We start from the raw sequence: 24614 nt of genomic DNA on the forward strand, positions 1-24614 counted from the left end.
ACTGACAGGGAGCGGCTAAGAAGCCGGGCCTGTCACGCGCCATGCACCAGCAGCGCATACAGCTCGGCCACGCGCTCGGCCGTGATGCCGTCGCGCTGTTCCACCGCCAGCGGGTGCTGCGTCGGTTCCAGCTCGAGGAATGGACGCAGGCCATCGTCGCGCAGGTGCACGCGGGTTTTCAAGTTCATGGTAGCCGGATACCAGGGCAGCTGCGTGCTGAGCCAGCCGAAGAAGGGACCGATATGCGCCCGTTTAGCATCGTGGAAGCAGGCGTCCCAGGCGTCGAAGCTCTCGCCGCTCAGCGACACCCACACGCCCCAGCTGAACGGCTCATCCGAGCCATGCACGGGGATGTCGATGGTGGCGCGCACGAAGCAGTGCGCTTCATCGACGATGCAGGCGTCGCTGTCGAGCTGGCAGCGCGCTTCGCGCTCGGCGGGTGCCATCTGCTCATACAGCCACGGCGCATCGGCGCCGAAACTGGGCATGCCCGTATGGGTCTCGCCGCAGGAGCGGCACAGGAAGGAAAAAGTCATGCGTGCAGTGACGTTATTCGAACTGCTTGCGGAATGCCTCGAACTGCGCCGCCAGGCCATCGAAGTCGCTGCGCAATTGCAGCACTTCCTGTTCCAGCTGGGCGACACGGCTGCCCTGCTGCGGCGCGCTGACGGCGCCGGCAAAACCGGCCGCCGTCTCGATCTGCGCCAGTGCTTCTTCGCCGCCCAGCAAGTGGCCGTAGCGCGGCTCCTTGGCGCCGGGAGCGACGGCCAGCTTGGCCACCAGCGGCGGGTATTTGTCGATCAGGAATTGCAGGCCGGACTCCACTTCCGCCACCGACTTGAATTCATGCACGCGGCCACTGCGGCTGCGGATCTCGCCAGCCGTCTGCAGGCCGCGCAGCATCAATATCGTCAGGATGGCCAGTTTGTCCTGTTCCAGCGACCACTTGATACGCATGCGGTGCTCGTACTTGGCAACGCGCGCGCCGGCCTGCGTGATACCGTTGACGAATTTGCGCTGCATCAGGCGCTGCAGCACGTCGTAGACGGTTTCCTCGGACAGGGCCATGACGGGGTCGCGGCTGGACAATTGGTTGCAGCCGTTCGTCAGCGCGTTGAGCGACAGCGGATAGCTGTCCGGCGTCAGCGCTTCCTTTTCGGCCAGCACGGCCAGCACGCGGATCTCGAAGGGGTCGAGCAAATTCGGATTGTCGGTGTTCATTTCTGCTGCGTTTACGTCTGTAGTCATGCCTGTATCCTTAATCGACCAGCTTGTTCATTTGCTCGGAATCAAATTTATCACACTCGGGCACGGCCTGGCAGCATATACCCGCCGCCTTCAGGGTGGCGAGGATGGTTTCGATGCGCTCTTCCTGTGCCACCGCATGCGTGATCAGTCCCTGCAGGGCTTTCGACAGCGGATCGTCGCCGTTGGGCGTCACGCCATACGCGGCAAACAAATGCGCCGTACTGCCCTCGCGCAAGGCGCTGACATCCTTCTGCACGATGTGCGCCGGGTTGCCGACAGCCGTGGCGCCGGACGGCACGGGCTTCAACAGCACGGCGTTCGAGCCCACCTTGGCGTACTCGCCCACCGTAAAACTGCCCAGCACCTGGGCGCCGGCGCCGACAATGACACCCCGCTCCAGGGTCGGATGGCGCTTGGCGCCGCTGTGCAGCGAGGTGCCGCCCAGGGTCACGCCCTGGTAGATGGTGCAGTCGTCGCCGACGATGGCCGTCTCGCCGATCACCACGCCGAAGCCGTGATCGATGAAGACGCGCCTGCCGATGACCGCGCCCGGATGGATTTCAATGCCCGTGATGATGCGGGCGATATACGAAATGAAGCGCCCCACCCACTTCATGTGCCGCATCCAGCACCAGTGCGCCCAGCCATGCATGACGATGGCGTGCAAGCCAGGATAACAGGTCAGCACCTCCCAGCCATTGCGGGCGGCGGGGTCACGTTCAATGATGCTGTTGATATCTTCGCGCAGGTGGTGGAACATAAGGCGGATTTCTGAATAGGTAAGAGACAAGACGCAAATGGTAGCGTATTCGGCGGGGGAATGCTGGAGGGGCTGGCGTTGAGAGGCTCCTCAACGGCAAGCTGGGGTCAGACCCGACGGGTCTGACCCCAAATGACGCTAACTTATACTTCTAAAGCAATCCGCTGGCGGCGGGCTTCGTACAGACACACGCCGGAAGCGACTGACACGTTCAGACTCTCGACGGAGCCGAACATCGGGATGCTGACAAGGATGTCGCAGGTGTCGCGCGTCAAACGGCGCATGCCTTCGCCTTCGGAACCCATGACGAGGGCCGTCGGGCCCGTGAAATCGGCTTCGTACAAGCCTTTTTCGCCGTCATCCGAAGTACCGATCAGCCAGATGCCGCGCTCTTTCAGTTCACGCATGGTGCGCGCCAGATTCGTCACGGTAATGTACGGCACGGTTTCGGCGGCGCCGCTGGCGACCTTGGCGGCGGTGGCGTTCAAGCCCACGGCGCGGTCCTTCGGCACGATCACGGCATGTGCGCCGACGCCGTCGGCCACACGCAGACAGGCGCCCAGGTTGTGCGGGTCGGTGATGCCGTCGAGAATCAGCAGCAGCGGCGGGCCGTCGATGGCGTCCAGCAGCTCATCGAGATTGCGCGCCAGCGACAGCTGCGACGCGAAGGCGATCACGCCCTGGTGGCGGCGCGTGCCGACGATCTTGTCCAGACGCGACGAGTCGACGGGCATGACGCGCACGTTGGCAGCCTTGGCGGCGGCGATCATGTCCTTCATGCGGCCGTCAACGCGGCTGGCATCGACGAAAATTTCTTCCACGGACGACGCTTCGTGACGCAGGCGCGAGGTGACGGCGTGGAAGCCGAAAATCATTTTATTCTTCATGTGTTATCGCTTCTTTTATCGCTTGCTTTTGCTTGTTTTTGATACAGTTTTTGCTGCACGTGGTGCCGCCGCAGCTGGTGCCGCGGCAGCTTTCTTGCTGCGCTTGGGCGCGGCGGCCTTGGGGGCTGCCGCCTTAGGGGCTTCCTTCAGGGCTGCCTTGGCTGCAGGCTTGGCTTGCGCCTGGGCGCCATTGGAACGGCCACCGGAACCATTGCCGGCCTTGGCGCTGGTCTTGATTTCGTGGCGCTGCTCGGTCGCTGGACCAGGCTTGACCATGGATTTCTTCTCGCCCTTGCGCTTGCCGCCGCCATTGGGCTTGGCCGGCGCTTCTTCGCCCGCCAGTTCCGCGTCGGTCACCAGGCGCAGGTCGATCTTGCGTGTTTCCAGGTCGACTCTTGCCACTTGCACCGTCAGGCGGTCCGTCAGCTGGTAGCGCTTGCCCGTGCGTTCGCCGCGCAATTCATGACGCGCATCGTCGTACTGGAAATAGTCGGTACCCAGCTCGGTGACGTGCACCAGGCCTTCGACAAACAGGGTGTCGAGCTGCACGAACACGCCGAACGTGGTCACGCCCGTAATGGTGCCGGTGAATTCCTCGCCCAGTTTGTCTTGCATGAAGTAGCACTTCAGCCAGGCTTCCACGTCGCGCGACGCTTCGTCGGCGCGGCGCTCGTTGGCCGAGCAATGCACGCCCAGCGCATCCCAGATCGTCAGGTCCGTCTTCTTCGGCTTGCCGTCGGCCTTGTCCTTCGCCTGCTGCTTGCGCGTGGCGTTCGACACGTTGGTGTTCAGCACGGTCTTTTCGGACAGCTTAGGCTCGTATTTCTTGCCTTGCAAAATGGCCTTGATGGCGCGGTGCGTCAGCAGGTCGGGATAGCGGCGGATCGGGCTGGTGAAGTGGGCATACGCCTCGTAAGCCAGGCCGAAGTGGCCGATATTGTCCGGGCTGTAGACAGCTTGCTGCATCGAGCGCAGCAGCATCGTTTGCAGCAGGGCCGCGTCGGGACGCGCCTTGATCTGCTGCATCAGAGTCTGGTAATCCGATGCCGATGGCGTGTCGCCGCCCGTCAGGTTCAGGCCGACTTGCTTGAGGAAGGTGCGCACTTGCGTGAGCTTTTCCTTGGTCGGGCTGGCGTGGATGCGGTAGGTGCCTGGATGCTTGTTGCGCAGCAACAAATCGGCCGCGCAGACGTTGGCCGCCAGCATGCACTCTTCGATGATCTTGTGCGCTTCGTTACGCGTGCGGGGGATGATCTTTTCGATCTTGCCCGCGCTATTGCAGACGATATACGTTTCCGTCGTCTCGAAATCGATGGCACCCCGCTCCGTGCGCGCTTTCAGCAAGGCGCGGTAGACGGCTTCCAGGTTTTGCAGGTGCGGCAGGATGTCCGCGCGGCGTGCCGCTTCAGGTCCCTTGGTGTTGCCCAGCACGGCAGCGACTTCGTCATACGTGAGGCGCGCGGCCGAATGGATCACGGCCGGGTAGAACTGGTAGGCCTTGAGTTCGCCCTTGTCGCTGACGACGGCGTCGCAGACGAGGGTCAGACGATCGACGGCCGGGTTCAGCGAACACAGGCCATTCGACAGTTTTTCCGGCAGCATCGGGATCACGCGGCGCGGGAAGTATACGGATGTGCTGCGTTCGAGCGCATCGATATCGAGCGCGTCGTTCGGCTTCACGTAATGGCTGACGTCGGCAATCGCCACGATCAGGCGGAAGCAGTTGGTGCGGCCAATCTTGACGGGCTCGCAATATACGGCATCGTCGAAATCGCGCGCATCTTCGCCATCGATAGTCACCAATGGCACGTCGCGCAGGTCGACACGGTCTTTCAAGTCGGCGTCGCGCACGTCGAACGGCAGTTTTTCCGCCTGTTTCAGGGCGGCAGCGGAAAAGATGTGCGGCACGTTGAATTTACGTACGGCAATTTCAATTTCCATGCCAGGATCATCGAGCGCACCGAGCACTTCGACGATCTTGCCGACCGGCTGCTTGAAGCGCATCGGTTGCTCGGTCAGCTCGACGCTGACGATCTGGCCGGCTTTCGCCTTGCCCACCGAACCGGTGACCAGGATGTCCTGGCCTATGCGCTGGTCTTCCGGCGCCACCACCCAGTTGCCGTTTTCCTGGATCAGGCGGCCGATGACGTGGGTATTGGCGCGGTAGGTGACTTCGACGATCGTGCCTTCAGGGCGGCCGCGGCGGTCCGTGCCGACGATGCGGGCCATGACCTTGTCGCCATGCAGTACTTTCTGCATTTCTTTCTCAGGCAGGAACAGGTCGGCGCTGGCGTCGTCGGGGATGACGAAACCGAAGCCATCGCGGTGGCTGGTGACGCGACCGGCGACAAGCGCGCTCTGGTCGGCCAGGCTGAAAACACCGCTGGCATCAGACTTGAGCTGGCCGTCGCGCTCCATCGCCTTCAGGCGACGGACCAGGACATCCATGGAATCGGCATGCACTTGCAGCGATTTCCCGAGAGACTGCGGGTCGAGAGGCGCGTTGACGCTGCGGAATATGCCGAGAATGTCCTCCCGGCTGGGGATGGTGTGGGTATTTTGGCTCAAAAGTATTTCTATAGTTGTTATTGACAGTGATCAAACGGAAGACAAAGACCGATGACATCACCGTCAATATTGACACGGTGATGTCCGGTAGTGTACCGGAGGACGCCTTGGTTTGCCTAACGGACAGCGTAGCGGAAACCGAACAAGTGCCCCGCCGATGAAAAAAAGGAGAAAAGCTGCGCAATGCATTTGACTTCGGCAAATATTGCTCTATAATCTTGGTCTCTTGCAGCAACAAACCTTCACGGGAATGCAGTTGCAGGAAAGCGGTACAGGGTTGATGTGCAGTATGGAGCGAAAGCTCATCTGGCGCAAAACTCTTCAAGTCGCTATAATAGCAGAATTGCTGTAAAGTTATTTTACAACAAGTACTCGAGCAGTAAAAAGTAGTAAGTCACAGCAGCATCAGTGCCCACGTGGCGGAATTGGTAGACGCGCATGGTTCAGGTCCATGTGCCTTCGGGTGTAGGGGTTCGAGTCCCTTCGTGGGCACCATTACCTAATTCGCAAAAAAGCCGCAAACTTTCACAAGTTTGCGGCTTTTTTCATTTCCGGGACGAAAACCCTCCCCCGCCAGCCGGCCGCACTGCGGCGGCCTGGCAGCGCGGCACACCCAAGGACAGAAACAGGCGGGAAGTCGCTGAAAAAAGAGGCAGATTTGGGCTTTTTTCATAGGGAAAAGCCCTTTTCTGGCGAAAAAACATGTTTCTTGAAGAAAAGTGCAAAATGTTGATTGACCGAATGCCCGCCAGCCCTTATGATTTTGTCCTCGCTGCAGAACACGCAGCGACAAGCAGCAAGCAGTAACAATGCCCACGTGGCGGAATTGGTAGACGCGCATGGTTCAGGTCCATGTGCCTTCGGGTGTAGGGGTTCGAGTCCCTTCGTGGGCACCACCAGCAACAAGTTGTTGATTGTTGTGATCCGCAGTAAAGTAGTAGCCAGTAGTAACAAGCAGCACAATGCCCACGTGGCGGAATTGGTAGACGCGCATGGTTCAGGTCCATGTGCCTTCGGGTGTAGGGGTTCGAGTCCCTTCGTGGGCACCACCAGCAACGAGTCGTTTTCGTTGTAGTCCGCAGTAAAGTAGTGAGATAGCAGTATCAGCAGCAAGCAGTATCAGTGCCCACGTGGCGGAATTGGTAGACGCGCATGGTTCAGGTCCATGTGCCTTCGGGTGTAGGGGTTCGAGTCCCTTCGTGGGCACCATTACCTAATTCGCAAAAAAGCCGCAAACTTTCACGAGTTTGCGGCTTTTTTCATTCCAGAATGCCGCGTAGTCTTCCCGACCCGCGGCCCCCTCCTCTTATTTGGCCAGCGCCGCCTTGACGGCGTCAAACAGGCTCGTCGTCGGACGGCCAATCAGCGCGCTCAATTGCTTGCCCTTGTCTTCCAGGCCACCCTTGGCCGCGCCCGCATCGGAATCGGCCAACAAGTCGGCAAAGCCTTCCGGCACACCCACGCTCACCAGCGCCGCCTTGAAGTCCGCCTGCGGCAAGTCTTGGTACACAATCGCCTCGCCCGACTGGCGCGCCACTTCGGCCGCGTACTCGGCCAGGGTAAAGCCCTGGTCGCCAGCCAGTTCATACACGGCGTGCGGCTGGGCCGACGTCAGCACGGCGGCGGCGGCGGCTGCGTAGTCAAGTCGCGCGGCGGACGAGAAACGGCCGTTTTGCGCCGCGCCCAGCACCATGCCATGCTCGAGCACGGGCGCCAGGTGTTCCGTATGGTTTTCCAGATACCAGCCGTTGCGCAGGAAGGCGTATGGCAGGCCGGAGGCGCGAATAGCCGCTTCCGTGATGACATGTTCGGCGGCCAGGCCCAGCGGCGACGTGTCGGCGCGCAAGACACTGGTGTAGGCCAGCAGGGCCACGCCAGCGCGCCTGGCCGCATCGATGACGTTCTGGTGCTGCTGCGCGCGCTGGCCCACTTCGCTCGACGAAATCAGCAAAATCTTTGTTGCCCCCTTGAAGGCCACGTCGAGGCTGGCGCCATCGTTGTAGTCGGCCTGGCGCACTTGCACGCCCAGTGCGGCCAGCTTGGCCGCCTTGGCCGGATTGCGCACGGCAGCGATGATGGTGGCTGCGGGGACGGATTCGAGCAGGCTGGCGATGACGTGCTGGCCCAGATTACCTGTGGCGCCGGTGATGACGATCATGATTTTTCCTTGGAGGGTGGTGGGTAAAACCCTATAATAGGACTATTACTTACTTATTGTAAGTACGCACCTTTTGGTAAGTATGAATCAACACTCAAATTGAAGGCCAACTATCATGTCCACAGACACTCCCGGCGCCAGCCTGCGCACCGCCCTCGCCCGGCAAAACCAGGGAGCGCACCTGCTGGCGGCCGCCTGTCCGTCACGCGCCGTGCTCAGCCACCTGACCAGCCGCTGGGCCGTGCTGGTGCTGGTACTACTGCTGAGCGGCACACGGCGCTTCAGTGAACTGCGCCGCGAAGTAGGCGGGGTCAGCGAAAAAATGCTGGCACAAACCCTGGAGGCGCTGGCGGGCGACGGTTTCGTCCTGCGCCAGGCGTACCTGGTGATACCACCCAAGGTGGAATACAGCCTCACGCCGCTGGGACGCGAAGCGGCCGAACGCCTGGCCGTGCTGGTCGACTGGATCGAGGATAATTACCCGCGCATCGAACTGGCGCGCGCCGAACTGGCGCCACGGACTACGCAAACCGCAGCGTAAAACAGCACGCAAACGCATTGCTTTTGGTCACCAAGAATTATCGTTTACTCCTACTTGCCTTGATGTAATACTAGCCTCACAAAACGCGTAAGGACGCGACACCATGAATCAGTTGATTTCTACCATCGCCGACCGGGCCAAAGTGCTACTGGTGAGCAATTCACCTAACGATGTGCGCGAACTGCTGTATGTACTGGATCGGCATAACCTGGGGACGGGACTGGCGGGCGATATCGACGAAGGCGTGGAACTGGCGGCCGGCGGCACAGACCTGATCCTGCTCGACGCGGCCCTGGCAGGCACGAATATCGGCGCCACCTGCATGCGGCTGCGCAATGCGGGAGGAAGCCATGGCGTGCCGCTGCTGCTGATGTCAGCCAGCCCCAGCGCCGAGGAACAGGGCCGTAGCGTGGGCGCCGGCGCCAGCGACTACATCAAGATGCCCTTCAATGCGCGCGACGTGGCGGAAAAAATCCTCATGGAACTGGCGCTGCACAAGGCGGTAACGCCCGCTGCCCGCCCCGCCGCCACCCCTGCCGCGCCACTGCGGCCCCTGCATCCGCAAACACTGGAAGTCAATTACCATTCCATCCTGGCCGGCTCGCCCGACGCCGTGCTGCTGTTCGATATCGACAACCGTCTGCTGATCGATGCCAACCACCTGGCCGAAGAATTGTTCGGCATGCCGCTGGCCGAGCTGCTGCAAGGCGGCATGGAACCGCTGTTCCCCAGGCAGCAGGACGATGGCCGCGCCTCGCAGCAATTACTGGAAGAAAAGATCCGCGATACCTTGCAAGGCAAGATCGTCGTCTTTCGCGCCAGCTGCTGTCACCGCGACAGCCACCCGATCGCCTGCGAAATCCGTTTGATGCGATTGTCCGTGCCGGGCCGCCAGCTCGTGCATGCGCGCATCATCGACTTGACCGAACGCAACCTCGCCGAAGCGATGCGCGCGGGTCAGAGCGCCTTGCTGGAAATGGTCGCCAAGGGTGCGCCCCTGAGCCCCACCCTGAACCAGCTGCTGCTCCTGATCGAAGGCCAGTCGCGCGGCGTACTCTGTTCCATCATGCTGCTCGACGATGACGGCATTCACATGCACAGCGCCGCCGGCCCCAGCCTGCCGCCCGAGTACATGGCCCTGCTCGAAGGCGTGGCCATCGGCCCCGATGTGGGCTCCTGCGGCACGGCCATGTTCCTGCGCGAAGCGGTGGTGGTCAGCGACATCATGCGCGATCCCCTGTGGGCACCCTACCGCGAGCTGGCGGCGCCGTTCGGCTTGCGCGCCTGCTGGTCACGCCCCATCTTCGGCCAGGATGGCGCCGTGCTCGGCTCGTTCGCCATGTATTACCGCGAAGTGCGCAAGCCCGATGCGCGCGACCTCGAGCTGATCGACACGGCCACCGACCTGGCCGGCATCGCCATCGGCCGCATGCGCCATGAACGCGAGCTGCAGCGTCACCGCACCCACCTGGAAGAGCTGGTGGACGAACGCACGGCTGCCCTGACGCAGGCCAAGGAACACTCCGAACAGGCGAACCGCGAACTGGCAGCAGCGCTGGAAAACCTGTCCATCACGCAGGAAGAACTGGTGCGCCGCGACAAGCTGGCCGCGCTCGGTGCGCTGGTAGCCGGCATCGCGCATGAACTCAATACGCCGATCGGCAACGGCCTGGTGGTCGCCACCACCATGGCCGAGCGCACGCGAGAAATTCAGGCCAGCTTCCAGGGCGGCCTGCGCCGCTCCGAACTGGGCGCCTACCTGGCCCAGGCCAGCGAGGCCGATGCCATTATGTTGCGCAACCTGCAGCGCGCCGCCGACCTGGTCTCCAGCTTCAAGCAGATCGCCGTTGACCGCGCCAGTTCGCAGCGCCGGCACTTCCTGCTGCGCCAGTTCGTCGCCGAACTGATGCTGCCCATGTCCACGCCCCTCAAGGCCGCCGGCCTGAGCCTGACGCAAGACGTGCCGGACGGCCTGGCCATGGACAGCTACCCAGGTCCGCTGGGCCAGGTGCTCAGCAACCTGCTGGAGAACTGCCTGCGCCATGCCTTCGAGGGCCGCAGCGGCGGCAGTATCGCCATCACCGCGCGCGGCAGCGACGACGGGCAGACGATCACCCTGTCCATCGCCGACACGGGCGTGGGCATCGCCGCCGACGACCTGGTGCATGTCTACGACCCCTTCTTCACGACCAAGCTCGGTTCCGGTGGCTCGGGCCTGGGCCTGCATGTGGCGCACAACATCGTCACGGGCGTGCTGGGCGGCCATATCGACGCCATCAGCAGCACGGGAGCCGGCAGCGGAACCACCTTCACCCTGCAACTGCCCGCCGCCGCGCCGCAATCGCACGCCCCCTGAATGGCAAGCGCGCTACAATGCCCATAGGCATTAATTTCGGAGCACTTATGAAATACCTGATCGCCACGGCCCTGCTGGCAGCGTGCGCCTGCGCAATGGCCGGACCGGCCCCCTGGTACCAGTGGCGCAGCAAGGTCGACGGCACCCTGTCGTGCGCCCAGTCCACCCTGGGATTTGGCTGGGAACTGGCTTCAGGACCTTACAAAGATAGCCGTTGCGAAAAACCTGCGCTTGTTAAATAATGGGGCCATGACCACACGGGGCACCGGCTTGAGAGCAAGCGATGGCAATGCGGCGTCGAAAGAGTATGGAACGATAAGAACGTATCTATTCAAACCGAGGAGACCACATGTTTACGAATCCCGAACAATTCGCATCGGCCACCAAGGCCCTGTTTGAATTCCAGCTGATGACCTTCAACACGCTCACCTCCAAAGCCGTGCAAGGCGTGGAACAGGTACTGGCGCTGAACATGGCCACCGCCAAGTCCGGCATCGAAGATGGCCTTGCCGCCAGCAAGGAAATCAGCCAGGCCAAGGATCCGAAGGCCGCCATGGCCGCCGCCGCCGCCCAGCTGCAACCAGGTGTGGCCGGTGCAAAAGCCTATAAACAACAACTCGACGACATCATCAAGGAAATCCACACGGAATTCACCACGGCCGCAGAAGCCCATGTGGCGGAAGCGAAAAGCAATCTGAGCGCCCTGATCTACGACGTCACGAAAAACGTGCCGCCGGGCTCGGAAAACGCCGTGGCCATCGTCAAGGCCGCCATCGACAATGCCTTCCTCGGCTACGAGCAAGTGACCAAGGCCACCAAGCAAGCTGTGAAGACCGTGGAAGATCAAATTGCCAAGGCCAGCGCGCAGGTGGCGCAGGCCACGGAAAAAGCCACGGCGGGCGCACAAGCCGCGGCTGACAAGGCGGCGCCTGCCGCCAAGCCGAAAGCTGCCAAGAAGTAAGTTGACTCAATGTGGGGTCAGACCCGCCGGGTCTGACCCCAGCCTTTCAGCTTTTTGCAGGGTTCACCTCACCGGCATGATCCGATACACGCAGCGCCTCCCCCCGTCCAGCAGATATTCACTGCGCTCCACTTTGCAATCGTCCCCTAACACCCGCTGAAAGATGGCCAGCTCCGAGCGGCAGAAATTCTGGCATGCCGTGGCCGCCGCGCAGATCGGGCAATGGTTTTCCACCAGTAAGACACTGCCATCGTCCTGCGGCTCGGCATGGGCCATGTACCCCTCGCCATCGCGCGCCCGCGCCAGGCTATCGACTCGTTGCGCCAACTCAAGCCGCAAGTCGACCAGTCTGGCGTAGGCGTCTTCGCTGCTGCGCTCGCGCGCAACGATCAACTTATCCAGCCCCTCGTCGCCGAACAGGGTTTTGACTTGCGCAATCAATTCCAGGGTCAGGTCGGCATGGCGGTCAGGATAGCGCGCGTGGCCCTCCCGCGTCAGCGCCCAGCGCCGCGACGGGCGCCCCACCTTGTCGGCCAGGTCCTCGAAGGCCACCAGGCCCCTGCCCTGCGCCGCTTCCAGCTGGCGTCGCGCGCCCATGGACGTGATATCGAGCAAGGCCGCCAATTGCTGCGCCGTTTGCGGCCCGCGCATCTTCAGCAGGAACAAGGTCTGCTCGGACGTACTCGCGCTCATGCCACCGCCTTGGCGTCCACGGCGCCGTCCAGCTGCCGGCGCCAGGCCGCCATGCGCCAGGCGGCCCAGGCGGCGGACAAGGCGCCCGCGACAAGGATCAGCCGCGTGTCGATCAAGGTCAGCACGGAACCGCTGAGGGCCACGACGATGTTGGCGATGCAAAAAGTGGTGGCCAGCAAGCCCATCACGGCGCCCTGCCCGTGCGCGCTGAAGCGCTCGGCGCACCAGCCCTGGATCACCGTGTTGTACAGCGCATTCGGAATGCCGAACAGCACGATGGCGGCGATGCCTACCCAGATATTGCCTAGCGCCAAGATCCCTACGGCCAGCGCCACGCCGCAGGCATACCAGCTGGCCCGCAGCAGCGGCGCATGGCGGCTGGGACCGCCCGCCAGCAGCGAAGTGATGGTCATCGTGCCGCACAGGCCCACATTCACCCAGGCAATTTCCTGCGCATGGTAACTGGCCGTCTCGACCAGCCACAGCGGATAAAACTCATAAAAGCTTGCCACGCCGCAGGTGAGTGCCAGTTGCACGATGAACAGGGTGCGCAGCTCCGCATGGCGCAACAGGTTCAGAGAATGGCGGTCGCGCGCCACCTGCCACCACGACGTCGTCAGCAAGGACGGCGTTTCGCACGGCAAGCCGGCGGCCACCAGTACGGCGACGAGCATCAGGGCGGCGGCGGCAATCCAGAACGGCACCGTCACGCCCCAATGCAGAGTCGCGCCCGCCAGGATGGGTCCCACCAGCCAGCCCAGGTAAAAGGCGCCATTCAGCCAGGACATGGCGCGCAGGCGTAGCGGCCCTGTCAGCTGGTCGGCCAGCATGGCGCGCGCCACGGCGCCGTTTCCCTCCAGCAAACCCGTGATGAAACGGGCCACAATGAACAGCGGGTAGGACTGTATCACCAGCGCCCAGGCCGTGATGGCGTGGCCGATGGCGGCGCCCACGGCCGTGCGCATCAGCAAGGGACGGCGGCCGTAGCGGTCCGACAAGGGTCCCAGCAAAGCCGAGCCGATCAGCAAACCCAGCGGATTGATGGTCAGCGCCAGGCCGAACAGCAGTTTCGACGGCAAGCCCAGGAAATTGTTGAAGGCGTTCGGCGCCTCGGCGGCAAACAAAGGCGGCAGGATAGGATATGGCAGGGAGGCGCCGATGGTCGACAGCAGCGCCAGCAAACAGGCGGCGGAAATCAGGATAATGTTTTTCATGCAGGCTCGAAGTATATTTTCTGGCAAGACTACGTGAGCATGCCACATAAGTAAACCAAAATGTTTATTAATTATCCAGGCGTTGCCGCCATGATGCGCACCGTGCGCACCATCGCCTCGGCTATCATGCGCCCATGAATCACGTTTAACAGGGCAAACATGACACTGTCAGAAATTGAACACAAACACGGCTTCAGCTATCCTGCACTGTACCGCCAGCTGGAGCGCGACGGCATGCTGGACGTGGGTGAATATGGCCCCGACTGGTACAAGCTGGTCTATCCCACATTAAAAGATAAACCCACCCTGCTGCTGCATGCCGATGATTTCGAATTGTTCAATATCGAGGCCGTTGCCGAAGCAGCGGACACCTTGCGCGACGCGGACGATTACCGGCAGATCGACCCCGCCTTCCGCTTCATCCCGTTCGCGCAAACGGGCGCGGGCGACCACTACTGCTTTTTCGCATCCAGCCTGCACGAGGGCGACATACCCATCGTGCTGCTGTGGCACGACCAGAATGAAGCCCAGTACCTGGCGAAAAACCTGCAAGACTTCGTGTTTCACATGTTGTTGATCAGCATGGCGGACCAGGATACGTACAACGAGGTCGGCGACGAGGAATTCAGGGAGCAACTGGCAAAGACCCTGGGCACGCATGCACGCTACCTGACGCCGGAACAGGCGCAGGTCCTGCAAACGCTGCTGGCCAGGGACATCATCGATTACGAGGTGGTGCTGCCGAAAGGACGCAAGGAAGCGCATCGGGGCTTGCTGACCGATACCGAACTGACCAGCCTGCGCGAGGGAATGATTCCCTACGCAAAGTTCGACAACTGTTTTGCCTACAGCACGGCTGGCTGAACATAATTCGCTGGGCAAGCGGCGGCCGAAGGTTTAAACTGTATATAAACACAGTAAAAACCTTCACCTTGCAACTTGCCCTATTGCCATCCCCATGCTGAGAGTCCTGGAAAATCCCCTGTACTATCTGGATAATTTCCAGGATGTGCTGAGTTGGATCAGCGCGCGTTACGCCGATCTGCTGAGTGCTGAAGAAATGCAGTTCATCGCCGCATTCGGCGCACTGCCGCAGCCGTCGCGCGCCCTGTTCGTGCGCCTCGTCATGCGCAAGGGCTGCCTGTTTCGCGCCAGCAAGCTCAATTATCCGGAAATCGGCGACACGCGCGCGGCCGCCCTGCCCTTGCTGGCCTTGGCATGGGTGGAAGCCGATCCCCTCATCTCGCTCGATGAGCTGTTCGACTTGCTGCTAAAAGCTGAGATCGCCCAGGCCTTTCACCTCGGCGCGCCCCTGAAAGCGGCACGCAAGGCCGAGCAGCTCGACGCCTTGCGCGAACAGCATGCAGAAAATAAACCGTTTTCCACCTGGCATCCGGCCTGCAACGACGTGCTGTACCGCATCGGCCTGCAAGCGCTGTGCGACCGCCTGCGCCTGATTTACTTTGGCAACTATCACCAGGACTGGTCGGAATTCGTGCTGTCCGATCTCGGCGTGTACCAGTACGAAAAAGTGGAATTCTCGCCGCAATCGCGCGGCTTTCGCACGCGCCAGGATATCGAGTACTACGAAGTGCTGCACCAGTGCCGCGAACGCTACAACGACAGTGCGCCGGCGAACGAAGTGCTGCAGGAACTGGCGGCGTTACCCTTGTCGCAGGACAATACCTGGCTGGCCAGCCGGCGCGACAAGCTGCGTTTCCAGATCGCCCAGCATCTGGAGAAATGCCAGGACTGGCCTGCCGCCTACCGCGCCTACGCCGATTGCCGCTATCCGGGCGCGCGGGGCCGCGCCATCCGCGTGCTGGAAAAAGATGAACAGCCGCAAGCGGCCTACGAGCGCTTGACAATCGCGCTGGCAGCGCCCGAAAGCGAGGCGGAGCTGCAATTATTATTGCGCATGGCGCCCCGTTTGCGGCGCAAGCTGGGCCATGCGAAGCAGGCGGCCAACGCCCCCACCGCCGTCGAGCGCATCGACCTGCTGCTGCCCTATCCAGGCGTAGCGTGCTACGTGGAGGGCGTGGTGCAGCAACACCTGATGCAGGACGACGCGCCCGTGTACTACGTGGAAAACACCCTGATCAACTCGCTGTTCGGCCTGCTGTGCTGGCCCGCCATCTTCAAGCCCATGCCAGGTGCCTTCTTCCACCCGTTCCACCGTGGCCCGGCCGACTTGCACAGCGCCGATTTTTACCAGCGCCGCAGCCTGGACTTTGCCGCCTGCCTGGCGCAACTGGACGACGGCACATATCAGGCGACGATACGCGCCGCACATGCCGCCAAGCACGGCATCGTCTCGCCCTTTGTCAGCTGGGAAGTGCTGGACGGCGGCTTGCTGGACCTGGCGCTGGCCTGCATCCCGTCCACCCACCTGAAGAAAGCGTTCGAGCGCATCTTGCTCGATATCAAAAGCAACCGCAGCGGCTTGCCTGATTTAATCCAGTTCTGGCCGGCAGAGCAGCGCTACCGCATGATCGAAGTCAAGGGTCCGGGCGACCGCCTGCAAGACAACCAGCTGCGCTGGATTGCGTATTGCGCCGAACACGCCATGCCCGTCAGCGTGTGCTACCTGCAGTGGGAGGTGGCCACATGAGCGCCAGCAGGTACACGATCGCCGTGCGCGCCCTGTGCGAATTCACTGCCAAGGTGGGCGACCTGGACTTGCGTTTTACGCCATCGCCCACGGCGCAGGAAGGCATGGCCGGCCACGCCACCGTCACGGGCCGGCGCGACGACGATTACCAACGCGAAATCAGCCTGTCCGGCGACTTCGGACCCCTGCACGTGCGGGGCCGCGCGGATGGCTACGACCCGGCCCGGCGGCAGCTGGAAGAGATCAAGACTTACCGGGGCGAGCTCGATGCCATGCCGGCCAACCATCGCCAGCTGCACTGGGCGCAGGCGCGCATCTACGGCCATTTGCAGTGCCAGCAGCTGAATTTGCCCATGCTGCGGGTGGCGCTCGTGTATTTCGACATCGCCAGCCAGAAGGAAACCGTGATGCACGAGGAATGCACGGCAGAGGCGCTGCGCATTTTCTTTGAGCAGCATTGCGCACTGTTCCTCGACTGGGCCGAGCAGGAGCTGGCGCACAGGGCCAGCCGCGATGCGCAGCTGACCAGCATGGCCTTCCCTCATGCCGACTTCCGTCCGGGCCAGCGCCATCTGGCGGAAGCCATGTACAAGGCCAGCAGCCGCGGCTGCGGCTTGCTGGCCCAGGCTCCCACAGGCATCGGCAAGACCGTGGGCAGCCTGTTTCCCATGTTAAAAGCCACGGCAGCGCATGGCCTCGACAAGCTGTTTTTCCTGGCCGCCAAGGTGCCGGGGCGGCAAATGGCGCTCGACGCCTGTGCCATCCTCAAGGACAGCGCACCCCTGCTGCCCCTGCGCGTGCTGGAACTGAGCGCCAAGACCAGCGCCTGCGAGCATCCTGACAAAGCCTGTCATGGCGAATCATGCCCGCTGGCCAAGGGTTTTTACGACCGCTTGCCGCTGGCGCGCGAAGTGGCGCTGGCCAGCGGCCTGATTTTGGACAAGGAAGCCGTGCGCGCCATCGCCTTGCAGCAAGGTATTTGCCCCTACTACCTGGGCATGGAATTGGCGCGCTGGAGCGATGTCGTCATCGGCGACTACAATTATTACTTCGACCTCAGCGCCATGCTGTACGGCATGACCCTGGCCCACGACTGGAAGGTCAATGTGCTGGTCGACGAGGCGCACAATATGGTGTCGCGCGCGCGCAGCATGTATTCGGCGGAGCTGGCGCAAATCAACCTGAAAATGCTGCGCAAGTTTGCGCCCGAGGGGCTGAAAAAGCCGCTGGACCGCCTTTCGCGCCAATGGACGGCCCTGCTCAAGGAGCAGGATGGCGACTACCACGTGCATCCAGCCTTGCCGGAGAAATTCTTTGGCGCCCTGCAAGGGGTGGCGACGGCCATCGGCGATTACCTGGCCGAACATGTGGCGGCGCTCGATGAAGACTTGCAGCGCTTTTATTTCGACGTGCTGCTGATCAACCGCCTGGCGGAGAGTTTCGGCGAGCATTCGCTGTTCGATGTCAGCAAGACAAATACGGGATCCACTGCTGGCTCCACCGTCTGCATCCGCAACATCGTGCCGGCGCCCTTCCTCAAGGAACGCTTCGCGGCCAGCCACAGCACGGCCCTGTTTTCCGCCACCCTGAGCCCGTGGAATTACTATAGCGACACCCTGGGCATGCCAGCCGACACGGCCTGGGTCGACGTGGAATCGCCATTCCAGGCAGAACAATTGTGCGTGCGCGTGGCCGACAGTATTTCCACGCGCTACCAGCATCGCGCCGCGTCCTTGCTGCCCATTGCCCAGCTGATGGCGCGCCAGTATGCACAAACGCCTGGCAACTACCTGGCCTTTTTCAGCAGTTTTGATTACATGGAAAAGACGGCCACCCTGTTTGCCCAGCATTATCCCGACGTGCCCATCTGGCAGCAGCCGCGCCGCATGGACGATAGTGCCCGCACACAATTCCTGGGCCGCTTCGGTCTGGATACGCGCGGCATCGGCTTTGCCGTACTGGGCGGCGCCTTCGGCGAAGGCATCGACTTGCCCGGCGCGCGCCTGATCGGCGCCTTCATCGCCACCCTGGGTTTGCCGCAGATCAATCCCGTCAACGAACAGATCCGCCAGCGCATGGGCGACATCTTCGGCGCCGGTTACGACTACACGTATCTGTATCCGGGCATGCAAAAGGTGGTGCAGGCGGCCGGCAGGGTCATCCGCACGCAGTCGGACAAGGGCGTCGTGTATTTGATCGACGACCGCTTTTCCCGGCCGGAAATCCGCCAGTTGCTGCCGTCCTGGTGGGACGTGCAGCTAGCCGACCAGTAATCTGAGCTTCTGGTAGCCCGCCTTGCTCACGGGTATCCTCGTGTCGTCGCGCAGGATGGCCACGTGGCTGTCCTTGGTGGCCGCCTCGATGCGGCGGATACCGTCGATATTGAGCAGATACGACCTGTGCACGCGCAGGAACTTGGCAGGGTCGAGCTGGGCTTCCAGCTCCGCCAAGGTCTGGCTTTTCAGGTAGGACTTGCCCTCGGAACGGATGCTGATGTAATCGTCTTGCGCTTCGACATAGTCGATGCGCGCGCTGGCGATGACGTGGACCTTGGCGCCGTCACGTATCAGCACGCGGTCCAGGGGCGCTGCGCGCGTGGCCGCCTCGCGCGCCACCGTCAGCACAGTCGCGGGCGTGCTGCGCTTGGCGCGCGCATGGGCCAGCGCCTGCTCGAAGCGCTGTTCGCTGAACGGCTTCAGCAGATAGTCCAGGGCATGGCATTCGAACGCTTTCAAGGCGTACTGGTCGTAGGCCGTGACAAAGATCAGCTTTGTCTTCGCGCCGGTCAGTTCCGCCACTTCAAAACCGTCCAGGCGCGGCATCTGGATGTCGAGAAACACCAGTTCCGGTTCCAGTTCCGCGATAGCCTTGACGGCCTCGAAGCCATTGCTGCACTCGGCCACGATGTCGATATCGTCATGGCGCGCCAGGTATTCGCGCAGCACGCTGCGCGCCAGCAATTCATCATCGACGATGGCCACCCGCATTCTTTCCTGCATTATGCTTCCTCCGTGTCGCCGGTCTGCGCCGGCATCGATAGCGTCACTTCAAACGTCGCACCGCGCCGCGCCCAGTGCACGCCCGCCTCATGCCCATAGGCGCTGGCCAGGCGCTGGCGCACATTCTCCAGCCCCATGCCCTTGCCGCGGGCAGGTCCTTGATCCGCATCAACAGCATTGCGCACGGCAATCTGCAGCAGGCTGCCCGCGCGACGTACCTCGATCTCGATCAATCCGCCCTCCGTCAAGCCACAGATACCATGCTTGACGGCATTTTCCACCAGTGGCTGTATCAGCATGGGCGGCAGCAAGCACGCCAGCGCGGCGGTGTCGATGCTTTCCGACACTTGCAAGCGTTCGCCAAAACGCACCTGTTCGATGGCAAGGAAATGGCGGATCAGTACCAGTTCCTGCTCCAAGGTAATGTGCTTGTGCGCCTCCAAGCTCAGGCTCTGGCGAAAGAAACTGGCCAGCTGCACCGTCATCTGGCGCGCTCCCGCCGCATTGATAGACGTCAAGGCGCTGATGGAGTTCAAGCTGTTGAACAGGAAATGCGGGTCGATCTGCGTGCGCAGCATGCGCAATTGCGCTTCCTGCGCCATCAGCTGCGCTTCCAGGCCCCGCTGCTCGGCCATCCTGGCGCGTACGAATTCCAGCAGCAGATAATGCACGGCGACAGCGAGGCAATACAGCAGCAAGCCCAGGCCGAAAAACAGGGCCAGCAGCGATTGCGTCAGGTTCACGCCCAGCCAGCGCAGTTCCAGCAACAGGCTGACGCTGTTCAGAAATTGCAGCAAGGTGGCCCACAACAAGCCGGCGAACAGGGCCGCTACGCCCATCACGCCGGCAATGGCGAGCGGATGGCCCGCGTGCAAGGGGTAGGCGCGGCACAGGTAAAACGCGGAAAAACCGGATCCTATCGCATACACGAGCGTGGCGGGCACCACCAGCAGGACGGCGTTGAGCCTGGGCGCATGGGCCACCCTGGCCAGCACGAACGCCAAGGCCAGGCCCAGCGCCAGGCAAACCACCACCACGGCCACGGCACCGCGCCGCTTCGACAAGGTCCCGGACATGCGCGCCTAGTTGCGAATTTCCAGGCCGCCCATGATGGCGTAGCCCGTCACGTACAAACGCTTGTTCTGGTTCGGCGGCACGATGGTCTTTTCTTCGAAACCGCCGAGGATGGGCGTGCCCTGCAGCACCACGCTCCAGTCAGGCGGAATCTTGATGGTGACGCCGCCGCACAGGGCGAACACGTTGAGCACGGCTTCGCCTTCGATCGAGGCCTGGCGCAAGTCGATTTCGCAGCCGGCCATGATGACATTGATATCGCCGCCCCTGAAGCGCCGGGACGACACGCGCCGCACATAGCCGCCCAGGATGGCCGTCACTTCGATGATGCTGTCATCGTCCGCCTGCCCGCTGGCGCCGGGCGCTGCCGCTGCGGCGTCCTTGTCCAGCGACAAGGCGCCATTGCGGGCCTGGCCGAAAGAGTCAGGCGCTGCCGTGCTGTCCTGCTGCGCGGCAAAGCGCCGGCGCCGCTGGCGCTGTTGCGCGCCGGGCAAGGACTTCGACACGACGGCCACCCCCAGGCCGATGATCAGCAAGGGCCACAACAAGTCCCAGTTCATGTAGAAAATGCCCATGTGCTTGAGGGTCCATACCACACCCAGCAGCACCAGCATGCCGCCCAGCAAATAGCCGTTCGCACTGCGGCTTTGCGACAGTTTCAGCAAGCCAAACACGATCAGCACCGTGGGCCAGAAGCGGAAGGTGTAGCGCACATTGATGAAGCCGAGGTTATCGAGCAGGAACAACAAGCCCAGGCCGATGACAATGACGCCCAGCACGATCTGCGATGGCGAGTGCAGCGGCGGTTTATTTTTCATGCTCGGACTCCCGGTAGGCAATAAAATGTTTGTTCAACAGCGGTTCCAGCACGAGGCCCACACCCCAGGCGATCAGCAAGGCTGGCCAGCTATTGTAGAAATTCAAATTCCACAGTTCTTCGTACGACACATACCACCAGGCAGCGAAAAAGATCAGCCACAGGCCACTCAGTACCTGCTTCGCGGACACGGGCGTGAGCAGTTTGTTCAGGCCGAAGACGACCAGTATCAGCGGCCAATAATGCCATAGTGCATAGTAATCGTGGAGATAGATCACATCGAGCCGGTCCAGCAGGATGATGGCGCCGATGGCGATCAGCAGCACGCCCCACAGCAGCTGGGTACGGCGGCAATAAGCTGGTTCAGATTTCACGGTCACCCCTGGTAGTTGGTTGATCGTAAAGATACGCGGATTTCGGGCGCGCGAAAACACCGCTTCGGCGAATGGCGGACAGATGGCGGTGAATGGCGCAGCGGCAGGAACGAGAGGCAAAAAAAGACCGGCTGGCGCCGGCCTTGAAGGGGTTCGCAGTACACACCGCGACCTGGAGTTACAGTGAACAGCCGCGTGGCGCCAACGCGCCGGCAGCGGAAATCTGGTGCCGATCCTTGAGGCGACCGGCTGACCTGCTGGAAGATCGAACATGCCGCCAACTTCACGGCAGTGCGTCTCAACCAAGCAAAGCCATCATACTCCTGATCGCCACAAAGCACCGTTCGCTAGCGCACACAGATGGCGTTTTGCTGAGCTGCATCAAGCGGCGATGGCATGCGGCGGCTGCAGCATGTCGTTCTCGATCCACTCCAGTACGGTCGGTCCCTGCGGCTGCCAGCCCAGCACGGTGCGTGCCCGTGCACCGCGCACGCGGCTGTTGGAACCAAGGCCGTAGGAAGCCATCTCGTAGCCCCATTCGGCAATCGCCTCGGGCAGTGGCCAATCCTGCGCAGGCCCCAGGTCCAGTGCCTTGGCGATGGCGGCCGTCATGTCGCGGAAGGCCGCTTCGCCCGACTCGACAAAGTAAAACGTACCAGCGGGCGACTTTTCCAGCGCCAGCAGATACAGGCTGACGACGTCGTCGATATGCACGTTGGACCAGATGTTGCGGCCCGGCCCCACGTGGCGCACGATGCCGCTCTTGCGCGCCTGCCTGAGCAAACGGGGCAACTGCACGCTGTCGCGCGGCAAGGCGCCATGGCCGTAGATCAGGGTATTGCACAGCACGCTGGCACGGATACCCTGACTGGCGCTGGCCAATACCAGGTCGTCGATGGCGACCCGGGCCGCCTTGTCGGCCGCAGGCGCGGGCAGCTTGTCTTCATCATAAATCTGCTCGGTACCCTCGCCGCCCGAAGCGTCGCCGACGATGGACGAGCCGCTCGTGTGCAGGAACACTTTGTTCGTGCCGGCCAGTGCGTCGAGGATGGCTTCGACGGCGCCCCGGTGGTCGCTGCTGGCCGCATTGATGACGGCATCCGCCGCCTTCGCCTGCTCGATGAGCAATTCGCGGTCGTTCAGTGTGCCGACGACGCCGTGCACGCCCAGGGTGGCCAACTCGGCCAGCTGTTCCGGTTTGCGCACGAGGCCCGTGACCTGATGGCCGGCGCGCACGAGGCCCGCCGCGATGGAACTGCCGATGAAGCCAGCTGCGCCCGTCAAAAATACTCGCATCATTACTCCTTTGTTGGTTCAGATTGCAATCAATCACACCAACAAAGTATGCGCCGTTTCCCCTTTCGCAAAAAGTAGCTGTCCAGCAAAAGATCTATGACTTGGACGCAACAATCTTCTGTTTGAGCTGCAGGGCGGCAATGTAACGGCTCCGGTAGCCGGGGTCTTGCGGCGTGATTAAGGTGAGCCTGTCGCGCGCGCGCGTGGCGGCCACATAAAAACGGTTTTCCTCTTCCAGCGGGTCAGTCTTGCTGCGCGGGAATTCATCGACGGCAAGGTAAGGCAAGATGACGTGGTTGTATTCGAGGCCCTTGATCTGGTCGATGCAGGCGATCACCAGCCTGGCCTTGCCGCTGGTCACGGCAACGGCCTCCTCCATCTCGCCCAGCCAGCCGGCAAAGCCGCCCAGCGACACGCCCGCTTCGCTGCACACGGCAATGAAGCCATGCAGGGAACGGGCGACGACCCGCGCCTGCGCCGGATCGACATAGATGCGGCGCGCCGTCTGTTCCAGCTGCATCAGGCCAAAGATGTGCTGCAGGGCGTCGCCCGCCAAAGCGTCGGGTGGCAGCGCGCGCAGGTAATCGACGGCGGCCAGGGTCAGGGCCGCCTTGTCCTGGTTGTGCGACTTGGCCAGCTGGTTCGTCAGGAAGCCTTCCAGCAAGTCCGGGTAATTGGCCACGTCGGCCTTGGCTTGCTGTAACTCCGTGCGGGTAAACGGGATTTCCGCAAAGGCCACCAGGGCTTCGAGAATTTCGCCGCGGCGCGGGCCGCTCTTGATCGCGTGCAAGTCCTTGCGGGCGATGGCGACCATGCCGCGCAGCATCAGCACTTCCAGGCTCAGCAGATAGCTGTTCATGTCCACCAGGCCATACGCAATGCCGCTCTGGAACAGCGCCGTTTCCACGCGGATAGCCTGGTCGCGGTCACGCAGCAAAATGGCCGTCGTGCCCGCATGCGCGTGTTCGAGCGCGGCGATCAGCTGGGCGCTGCACGCTTGCGGCTGCGCATGATCGTACTCGAGCACGTCGATGTGGGTGGCGCGCGAAAGGGCCGACACGCTGGCCTTGTTCTTCAGCACGCCCACGGCCTGCGCCAGCTGCGTGCCATAGCGGTAGGATGCCGTCAGCGGCAGGCGCTGCAAGGCAGGAAACTCCTGCTCGAAGCGCTGGCGCAGGAAGCGGTGGTCGGCGCCCGACCAGGTGTAAATCACTTGATCCTTGTCACCGGCGCCGCAGAAAAAGGCGTTGCCGCGGCGTATCAGCATGGTCAGCAGGCGGAACGACGCTTCGTTCAGATCGTGCAATTCATCGGCCACGATGATCTGGAAGGCCGGCAATTGCTGGCGCAGCGGCTCGTCGCCGTCGAGCATGCGCACCAGATCGTAGGTGGCGTCGAACGGTGCGCGGAACTGGATATCACCCGTGTCGGCGCCGCGCAAGCCTTCGTATTCGCGCAGCCACAGATAATGCGTGCGCGACATGCCCAGCAGCTCCAGATTGTCATCCAGGGAATTGCTCTCGAAGTCAGGATTTTGAAAATCCAGGCGGGCCTTGGTGCGCAATTGCAGTTTCAAAAACTCGGCAATCGCCCCGTTCGTCGTATTGATTTCCAGCGGATAACGGTGGGCGTACTTTTCCGACACGACTTCCAGTGCTTCCCAGGCCACGGGGCGCAGCTCTTCATCGCTGCGCATGAACGCCACCTGCATGTTTTCCAGCTGCAGCAACACCTTGGCGGCAAAAGCGTCGAAGGTGTCGATAGTCAGGCGCTTGACGACGCCCAGCGGCACGCCCACTTCCAGCAGGCGCTGGCGCAGGGCCACGCGCGCCGCCTCGGTGAACACGAGAGCCAGCATGCGTTCGGGCGCGCGCCCCCGGTGCAAGGCCTCGGCCAGGCGCAGGGCCAGAGTCGTCGTCTTGGCCGCGCCGGCATTGGCGTCGATCAAGACCACTTTCTTTTGCGCTGTCTGGACGGCGACCTGCTCCGGCGTGGGCGTGATGCGTTTGGGAATGAACTGCGGGGCGTTATCTGTACTCAAAAGTATTCCTGAAAAG

Annotated in this window: 21 protein-coding genes and 4 tRNA genes; 11 read left to right on the forward strand and 14 right to left on the reverse strand. The window is 62.2% G+C overall.

The window, feature by feature from the left end; translation table 11 throughout:
• Nucleotides 1-32 precede the first annotated feature (32 nt).
• The 5 genes from ACQ4WZ_RS13125 to rnr form a co-directional block, all read right to left on the reverse strand.
• Nucleotides 33-536, reverse strand: a complete 504-nt coding sequence (locus tag ACQ4WZ_RS13125) for a DUF2199 domain-containing protein (RefSeq protein ID WP_133992523.1) — start codon at nucleotides 534-536, stop codon at nucleotides 33-35.
• A gap of 13 nt (nucleotides 537-549) precedes the next feature.
• On the reverse strand, nucleotides 550-1248 hold the full coding sequence (locus tag ACQ4WZ_RS13130; RefSeq protein WP_101480569.1) for a YceH family protein: 699 nt from the start codon (nucleotides 1246-1248) through the stop codon (nucleotides 550-552).
• A 10-nt stretch (nucleotides 1249-1258) separates the two neighbouring features.
• On the reverse strand, nucleotides 1259-2008 hold the full coding sequence (gene cysE, locus ACQ4WZ_RS13135; protein WP_101480568.1) for a serine O-acetyltransferase: 750 nt from the start codon (nucleotides 2006-2008) through the stop codon (nucleotides 1259-1261).
• A gap of 143 nt (nucleotides 2009-2151) precedes the next feature.
• Nucleotides 2152-2895 carry a 23S rRNA (guanosine(2251)-2'-O)-methyltransferase RlmB gene (gene rlmB / locus ACQ4WZ_RS13140; protein WP_133992527.1) on the reverse strand — a complete coding sequence of 248 codons (744 nt, stop codon included), beginning with the start codon at nucleotides 2893-2895 and terminating at the stop codon, nucleotides 2152-2154.
• 15 nt (nucleotides 2896-2910) lie between these two features.
• Nucleotides 2911-5463: a ribonuclease R gene (rnr, locus tag ACQ4WZ_RS13145; protein ID WP_436573625.1), complete on the reverse strand. Its 2553-nt coding sequence runs from the start codon at nucleotides 5461-5463 to the stop codon at nucleotides 2911-2913.
• Between the two features lie 410 nt (nucleotides 5464-5873).
• Between rnr and ACQ4WZ_RS13150 the strand changes: the two genes are divergently transcribed.
• The 4 genes from ACQ4WZ_RS13150 to ACQ4WZ_RS13165 all read left to right on the forward strand — a co-directional run bounded on the left by ACQ4WZ_RS13150 (nucleotide 5874) and on the right by ACQ4WZ_RS13165 (nucleotide 6672).
• A tRNA-Leu gene (locus tag ACQ4WZ_RS13150) sits at nucleotides 5874-5958 on the forward strand.
• Between the two features lie 316 nt (nucleotides 5959-6274).
• A tRNA-Leu gene (locus ACQ4WZ_RS13155) sits at nucleotides 6275-6359 on the forward strand.
• 68 nt (nucleotides 6360-6427) lie between these two features.
• A tRNA-Leu gene (locus ACQ4WZ_RS13160) sits at nucleotides 6428-6512 on the forward strand.
• Nucleotides 6513-6587: 75 nt separating this feature from the next.
• A tRNA-Leu gene (locus tag ACQ4WZ_RS13165) sits at nucleotides 6588-6672 on the forward strand.
• 97 nt (nucleotides 6673-6769) lie between these two features.
• Here the strand turns inward: ACQ4WZ_RS13165 and ACQ4WZ_RS13170 are convergent.
• Complete coding sequence (locus ACQ4WZ_RS13170; protein WP_436573626.1) at nucleotides 6770-7621, reverse strand: SDR family oxidoreductase; 852 nt, start codon at nucleotides 7619-7621, stop codon at nucleotides 6770-6772.
• 115 nt (nucleotides 7622-7736) lie between these two features.
• Here ACQ4WZ_RS13170 and ACQ4WZ_RS13175 point away from each other — a divergent pair, with 115 nt between their 5' ends.
• From ACQ4WZ_RS13175 to phaP, 4 genes are all read left to right on the forward strand, one after another.
• Nucleotides 7737-8162 carry a winged helix-turn-helix transcriptional regulator gene (locus ACQ4WZ_RS13175; RefSeq protein ID WP_101480565.1) on the forward strand — a complete coding sequence of 142 codons (426 nt, stop codon included), beginning with the start codon at nucleotides 7737-7739 and terminating at the stop codon, nucleotides 8160-8162.
• Between the two features lie 103 nt (nucleotides 8163-8265).
• On the forward strand, nucleotides 8266-10518 hold the full coding sequence (locus ACQ4WZ_RS13180) for an ATP-binding protein (protein ID WP_436573627.1): 2253 nt from the start codon (nucleotides 8266-8268) through the stop codon (nucleotides 10516-10518).
• Between the two features lie 47 nt (nucleotides 10519-10565).
• Nucleotides 10566-10760 carry a hypothetical protein gene (locus ACQ4WZ_RS13185; protein WP_071078190.1) on the forward strand — a complete coding sequence of 65 codons (195 nt, stop codon included), beginning with the start codon at nucleotides 10566-10568 and terminating at the stop codon, nucleotides 10758-10760.
• A gap of 107 nt (nucleotides 10761-10867) precedes the next feature.
• Nucleotides 10868-11479, forward strand: a complete 612-nt coding sequence (phaP, locus tag ACQ4WZ_RS13190; RefSeq protein ID WP_101480563.1) for a TIGR01841 family phasin — start codon at nucleotides 10868-10870, stop codon at nucleotides 11477-11479.
• A gap of 63 nt (nucleotides 11480-11542) precedes the next feature.
• Here phaP and ACQ4WZ_RS13195 read toward each other — a convergent pair whose 3' ends face one another.
• Both ACQ4WZ_RS13195 and ACQ4WZ_RS13200 read right to left on the reverse strand, forming a co-directional pair.
• Nucleotides 11543-12172, reverse strand: coding sequence for a helix-turn-helix transcriptional regulator (locus tag ACQ4WZ_RS13195; RefSeq protein WP_436573628.1), 630 nt, complete (start codon nucleotides 12170-12172; stop codon nucleotides 11543-11545).
• Nucleotides 12169-13386, reverse strand: coding sequence for an MFS transporter (locus ACQ4WZ_RS13200; RefSeq protein ID WP_436573629.1), 1218 nt, complete (start codon nucleotides 13384-13386; stop codon nucleotides 12169-12171). Before ACQ4WZ_RS13200 ends, ACQ4WZ_RS13195 begins: the two co-directional genes overlap by 4 nt.
• Nucleotides 13387-13545: 159 nt before the next feature.
• On the opposite strand from ACQ4WZ_RS13200, the gene ACQ4WZ_RS13205 reads away from it, so the two are divergent.
• The 3 genes from ACQ4WZ_RS13205 (at nucleotide 13546) to ACQ4WZ_RS13215 (ending at nucleotide 18270) form a co-directional block, all read left to right on the forward strand.
• The gene (locus ACQ4WZ_RS13205) at nucleotides 13546-14250 is read left to right on the forward strand and encodes an SMI1/KNR4 family protein (protein WP_436573630.1); all 705 of its coding nucleotides are present in this window, start codon (nucleotides 13546-13548) and stop codon (nucleotides 14248-14250) included.
• Between the two features lie 94 nt (nucleotides 14251-14344).
• Nucleotides 14345-15997 carry a VRR-NUC domain-containing protein gene (locus ACQ4WZ_RS13210; protein WP_101480559.1) on the forward strand — a complete coding sequence of 551 codons (1653 nt, stop codon included), beginning with the start codon at nucleotides 14345-14347 and terminating at the stop codon, nucleotides 15995-15997.
• Nucleotides 15994-18270, forward strand: a complete 2277-nt coding sequence (locus ACQ4WZ_RS13215) for an ATP-dependent DNA helicase (protein ID WP_436573631.1) — start codon at nucleotides 15994-15996, stop codon at nucleotides 18268-18270. Before ACQ4WZ_RS13210 ends, ACQ4WZ_RS13215 begins: the two co-directional genes overlap by 4 nt.
• Here ACQ4WZ_RS13215 and ACQ4WZ_RS13220 read toward each other — a convergent pair.
• The 6 genes from ACQ4WZ_RS13220 to ACQ4WZ_RS13245 form a co-directional block, all read right to left on the reverse strand.
• Nucleotides 18256-18984: a LytR/AlgR family response regulator transcription factor gene (locus tag ACQ4WZ_RS13220; RefSeq protein ID WP_101480557.1), complete on the reverse strand. Its 729-nt coding sequence runs from the start codon at nucleotides 18982-18984 to the stop codon at nucleotides 18256-18258. The genes ACQ4WZ_RS13215 and ACQ4WZ_RS13220 overlap by 15 nt on opposite strands.
• A gap of 11 nt (nucleotides 18985-18995) precedes the next feature.
• The gene (locus tag ACQ4WZ_RS13225) at nucleotides 18996-20072 is read right to left on the reverse strand and encodes a sensor histidine kinase (protein WP_101480556.1); all 1077 of its coding nucleotides are present in this window, start codon (nucleotides 20070-20072) and stop codon (nucleotides 18996-18998) included.
• A 6-nt stretch (nucleotides 20073-20078) separates the two neighbouring features.
• The gene (locus ACQ4WZ_RS13230; protein ID WP_436573632.1) at nucleotides 20079-20888 is read right to left on the reverse strand and encodes a LiaI-LiaF-like domain-containing protein; all 810 of its coding nucleotides are present in this window, start codon (nucleotides 20886-20888) and stop codon (nucleotides 20079-20081) included.
• A complete protein-coding gene (locus ACQ4WZ_RS13235; protein WP_243858168.1) occupies nucleotides 20878-21261 on the reverse strand; it encodes a LiaF transmembrane domain-containing protein in 384 nt (127 codons plus the stop codon). Before ACQ4WZ_RS13235 ends, ACQ4WZ_RS13230 begins: the two co-directional genes overlap by 11 nt.
• Nucleotides 21262-21642: 381 nt before the next feature.
• The gene (locus ACQ4WZ_RS13240; RefSeq protein ID WP_436573892.1) at nucleotides 21643-22557 is read right to left on the reverse strand and encodes an NAD-dependent epimerase/dehydratase family protein; all 915 of its coding nucleotides are present in this window, start codon (nucleotides 22555-22557) and stop codon (nucleotides 21643-21645) included.
• Nucleotides 22558-22651: 94 nt separating this feature from the next.
• Entirely contained in the window at nucleotides 22652-24598 is a 1947-nt protein-coding gene (locus ACQ4WZ_RS13245; RefSeq protein ID WP_436573633.1) for a UvrD-helicase domain-containing protein, read from the reverse strand.
• Nucleotides 24599-24614: the final 16 nt, after the last annotated feature.

This window comes from Janthinobacterium darwini (assembly GCF_051380905.1).
Classification (GTDB): domain Bacteria; phylum Pseudomonadota; class Gammaproteobacteria; order Burkholderiales; family Burkholderiaceae_D; genus Janthinobacterium.

Excerpts from the sequence above, each read along its gene's own strand:
- phaP (WP_101480563.1), top strand. The coding sequence starts at position 10,868 with ATGTTTACGAATCCCGAACAATTCGCATCGGCCACCAAGGCCCTGTTT.
- ACQ4WZ_RS13170 (WP_436573626.1), bottom strand. The coding sequence starts at position 7,621 with ATGATCGTCATCACCGGCGCCACAGGTAATCTGGGCCAGCACGTCATC.
- ACQ4WZ_RS13220 (WP_101480557.1), bottom strand. The coding sequence starts at position 18,984 with ATGCGGGTGGCCATCGTCGATGATGAATTGCTGGCGCGCAGCGTGCTG.
- ACQ4WZ_RS13130 (WP_101480569.1), bottom strand. The coding sequence starts at position 1,248 with ATGACTACAGACGTAAACGCAGCAGAAATGAACACCGACAATCCGAAT.
- rlmB (WP_133992527.1), bottom strand. The coding sequence starts at position 2,895 with ATGAAGAATAAAATGATTTTCGGCTTCCACGCCGTCACCTCGCGCCTG.
- ACQ4WZ_RS13205 (WP_436573630.1), top strand. The coding sequence starts at position 13,546 with ATGACACTGTCAGAAATTGAACACAAACACGGCTTCAGCTATCCTGCA.
- ACQ4WZ_RS13125 (WP_133992523.1), bottom strand. The coding sequence starts at position 536 with ATGACTTTTTCCTTCCTGTGCCGCTCCTGCGGCGAGACCCATACGGGC.
- ACQ4WZ_RS13200 (WP_436573629.1), bottom strand. The coding sequence starts at position 13,386 with ATGAAAAACATTATCCTGATTTCCGCCGCCTGTTTGCTGGCGCTGCTG.
- cysE (WP_101480568.1), bottom strand. The coding sequence starts at position 2,008 with ATGTTCCACCACCTGCGCGAAGATATCAACAGCATCATTGAACGTGAC.
- ACQ4WZ_RS13215 (WP_436573631.1), top strand. The coding sequence starts at position 15,994 with ATGAGCGCCAGCAGGTACACGATCGCCGTGCGCGCCCTGTGCGAATTC.
- ACQ4WZ_RS13175 (WP_101480565.1), top strand. The coding sequence starts at position 7,737 with ATGTCCACAGACACTCCCGGCGCCAGCCTGCGCACCGCCCTCGCCCGG.
- ACQ4WZ_RS13195 (WP_436573628.1), bottom strand. The coding sequence starts at position 12,172 with ATGAGCGCGAGTACGTCCGAGCAGACCTTGTTCCTGCTGAAGATGCGC.
- ACQ4WZ_RS13225 (WP_101480556.1), bottom strand. The coding sequence starts at position 20,072 with ATGTCCGGGACCTTGTCGAAGCGGCGCGGTGCCGTGGCCGTGGTGGTG.
- ACQ4WZ_RS13180 (WP_436573627.1), top strand. The coding sequence starts at position 8,266 with ATGAATCAGTTGATTTCTACCATCGCCGACCGGGCCAAAGTGCTACTG.
- ACQ4WZ_RS13210 (WP_101480559.1), top strand. The coding sequence starts at position 14,345 with ATGCTGAGAGTCCTGGAAAATCCCCTGTACTATCTGGATAATTTCCAG.
- ACQ4WZ_RS13240 (WP_436573892.1), bottom strand. The coding sequence starts at position 22,557 with ATGCGAGTATTTTTGACGGGCGCAGCTGGCTTCATCGGCAGTTCCATC.
- ACQ4WZ_RS13185 (WP_071078190.1), top strand. The coding sequence starts at position 10,566 with ATGAAATACCTGATCGCCACGGCCCTGCTGGCAGCGTGCGCCTGCGCA.
- ACQ4WZ_RS13230 (WP_436573632.1), bottom strand. The coding sequence starts at position 20,888 with ATGAAAAATAAACCGCCGCTGCACTCGCCATCGCAGATCGTGCTGGGC.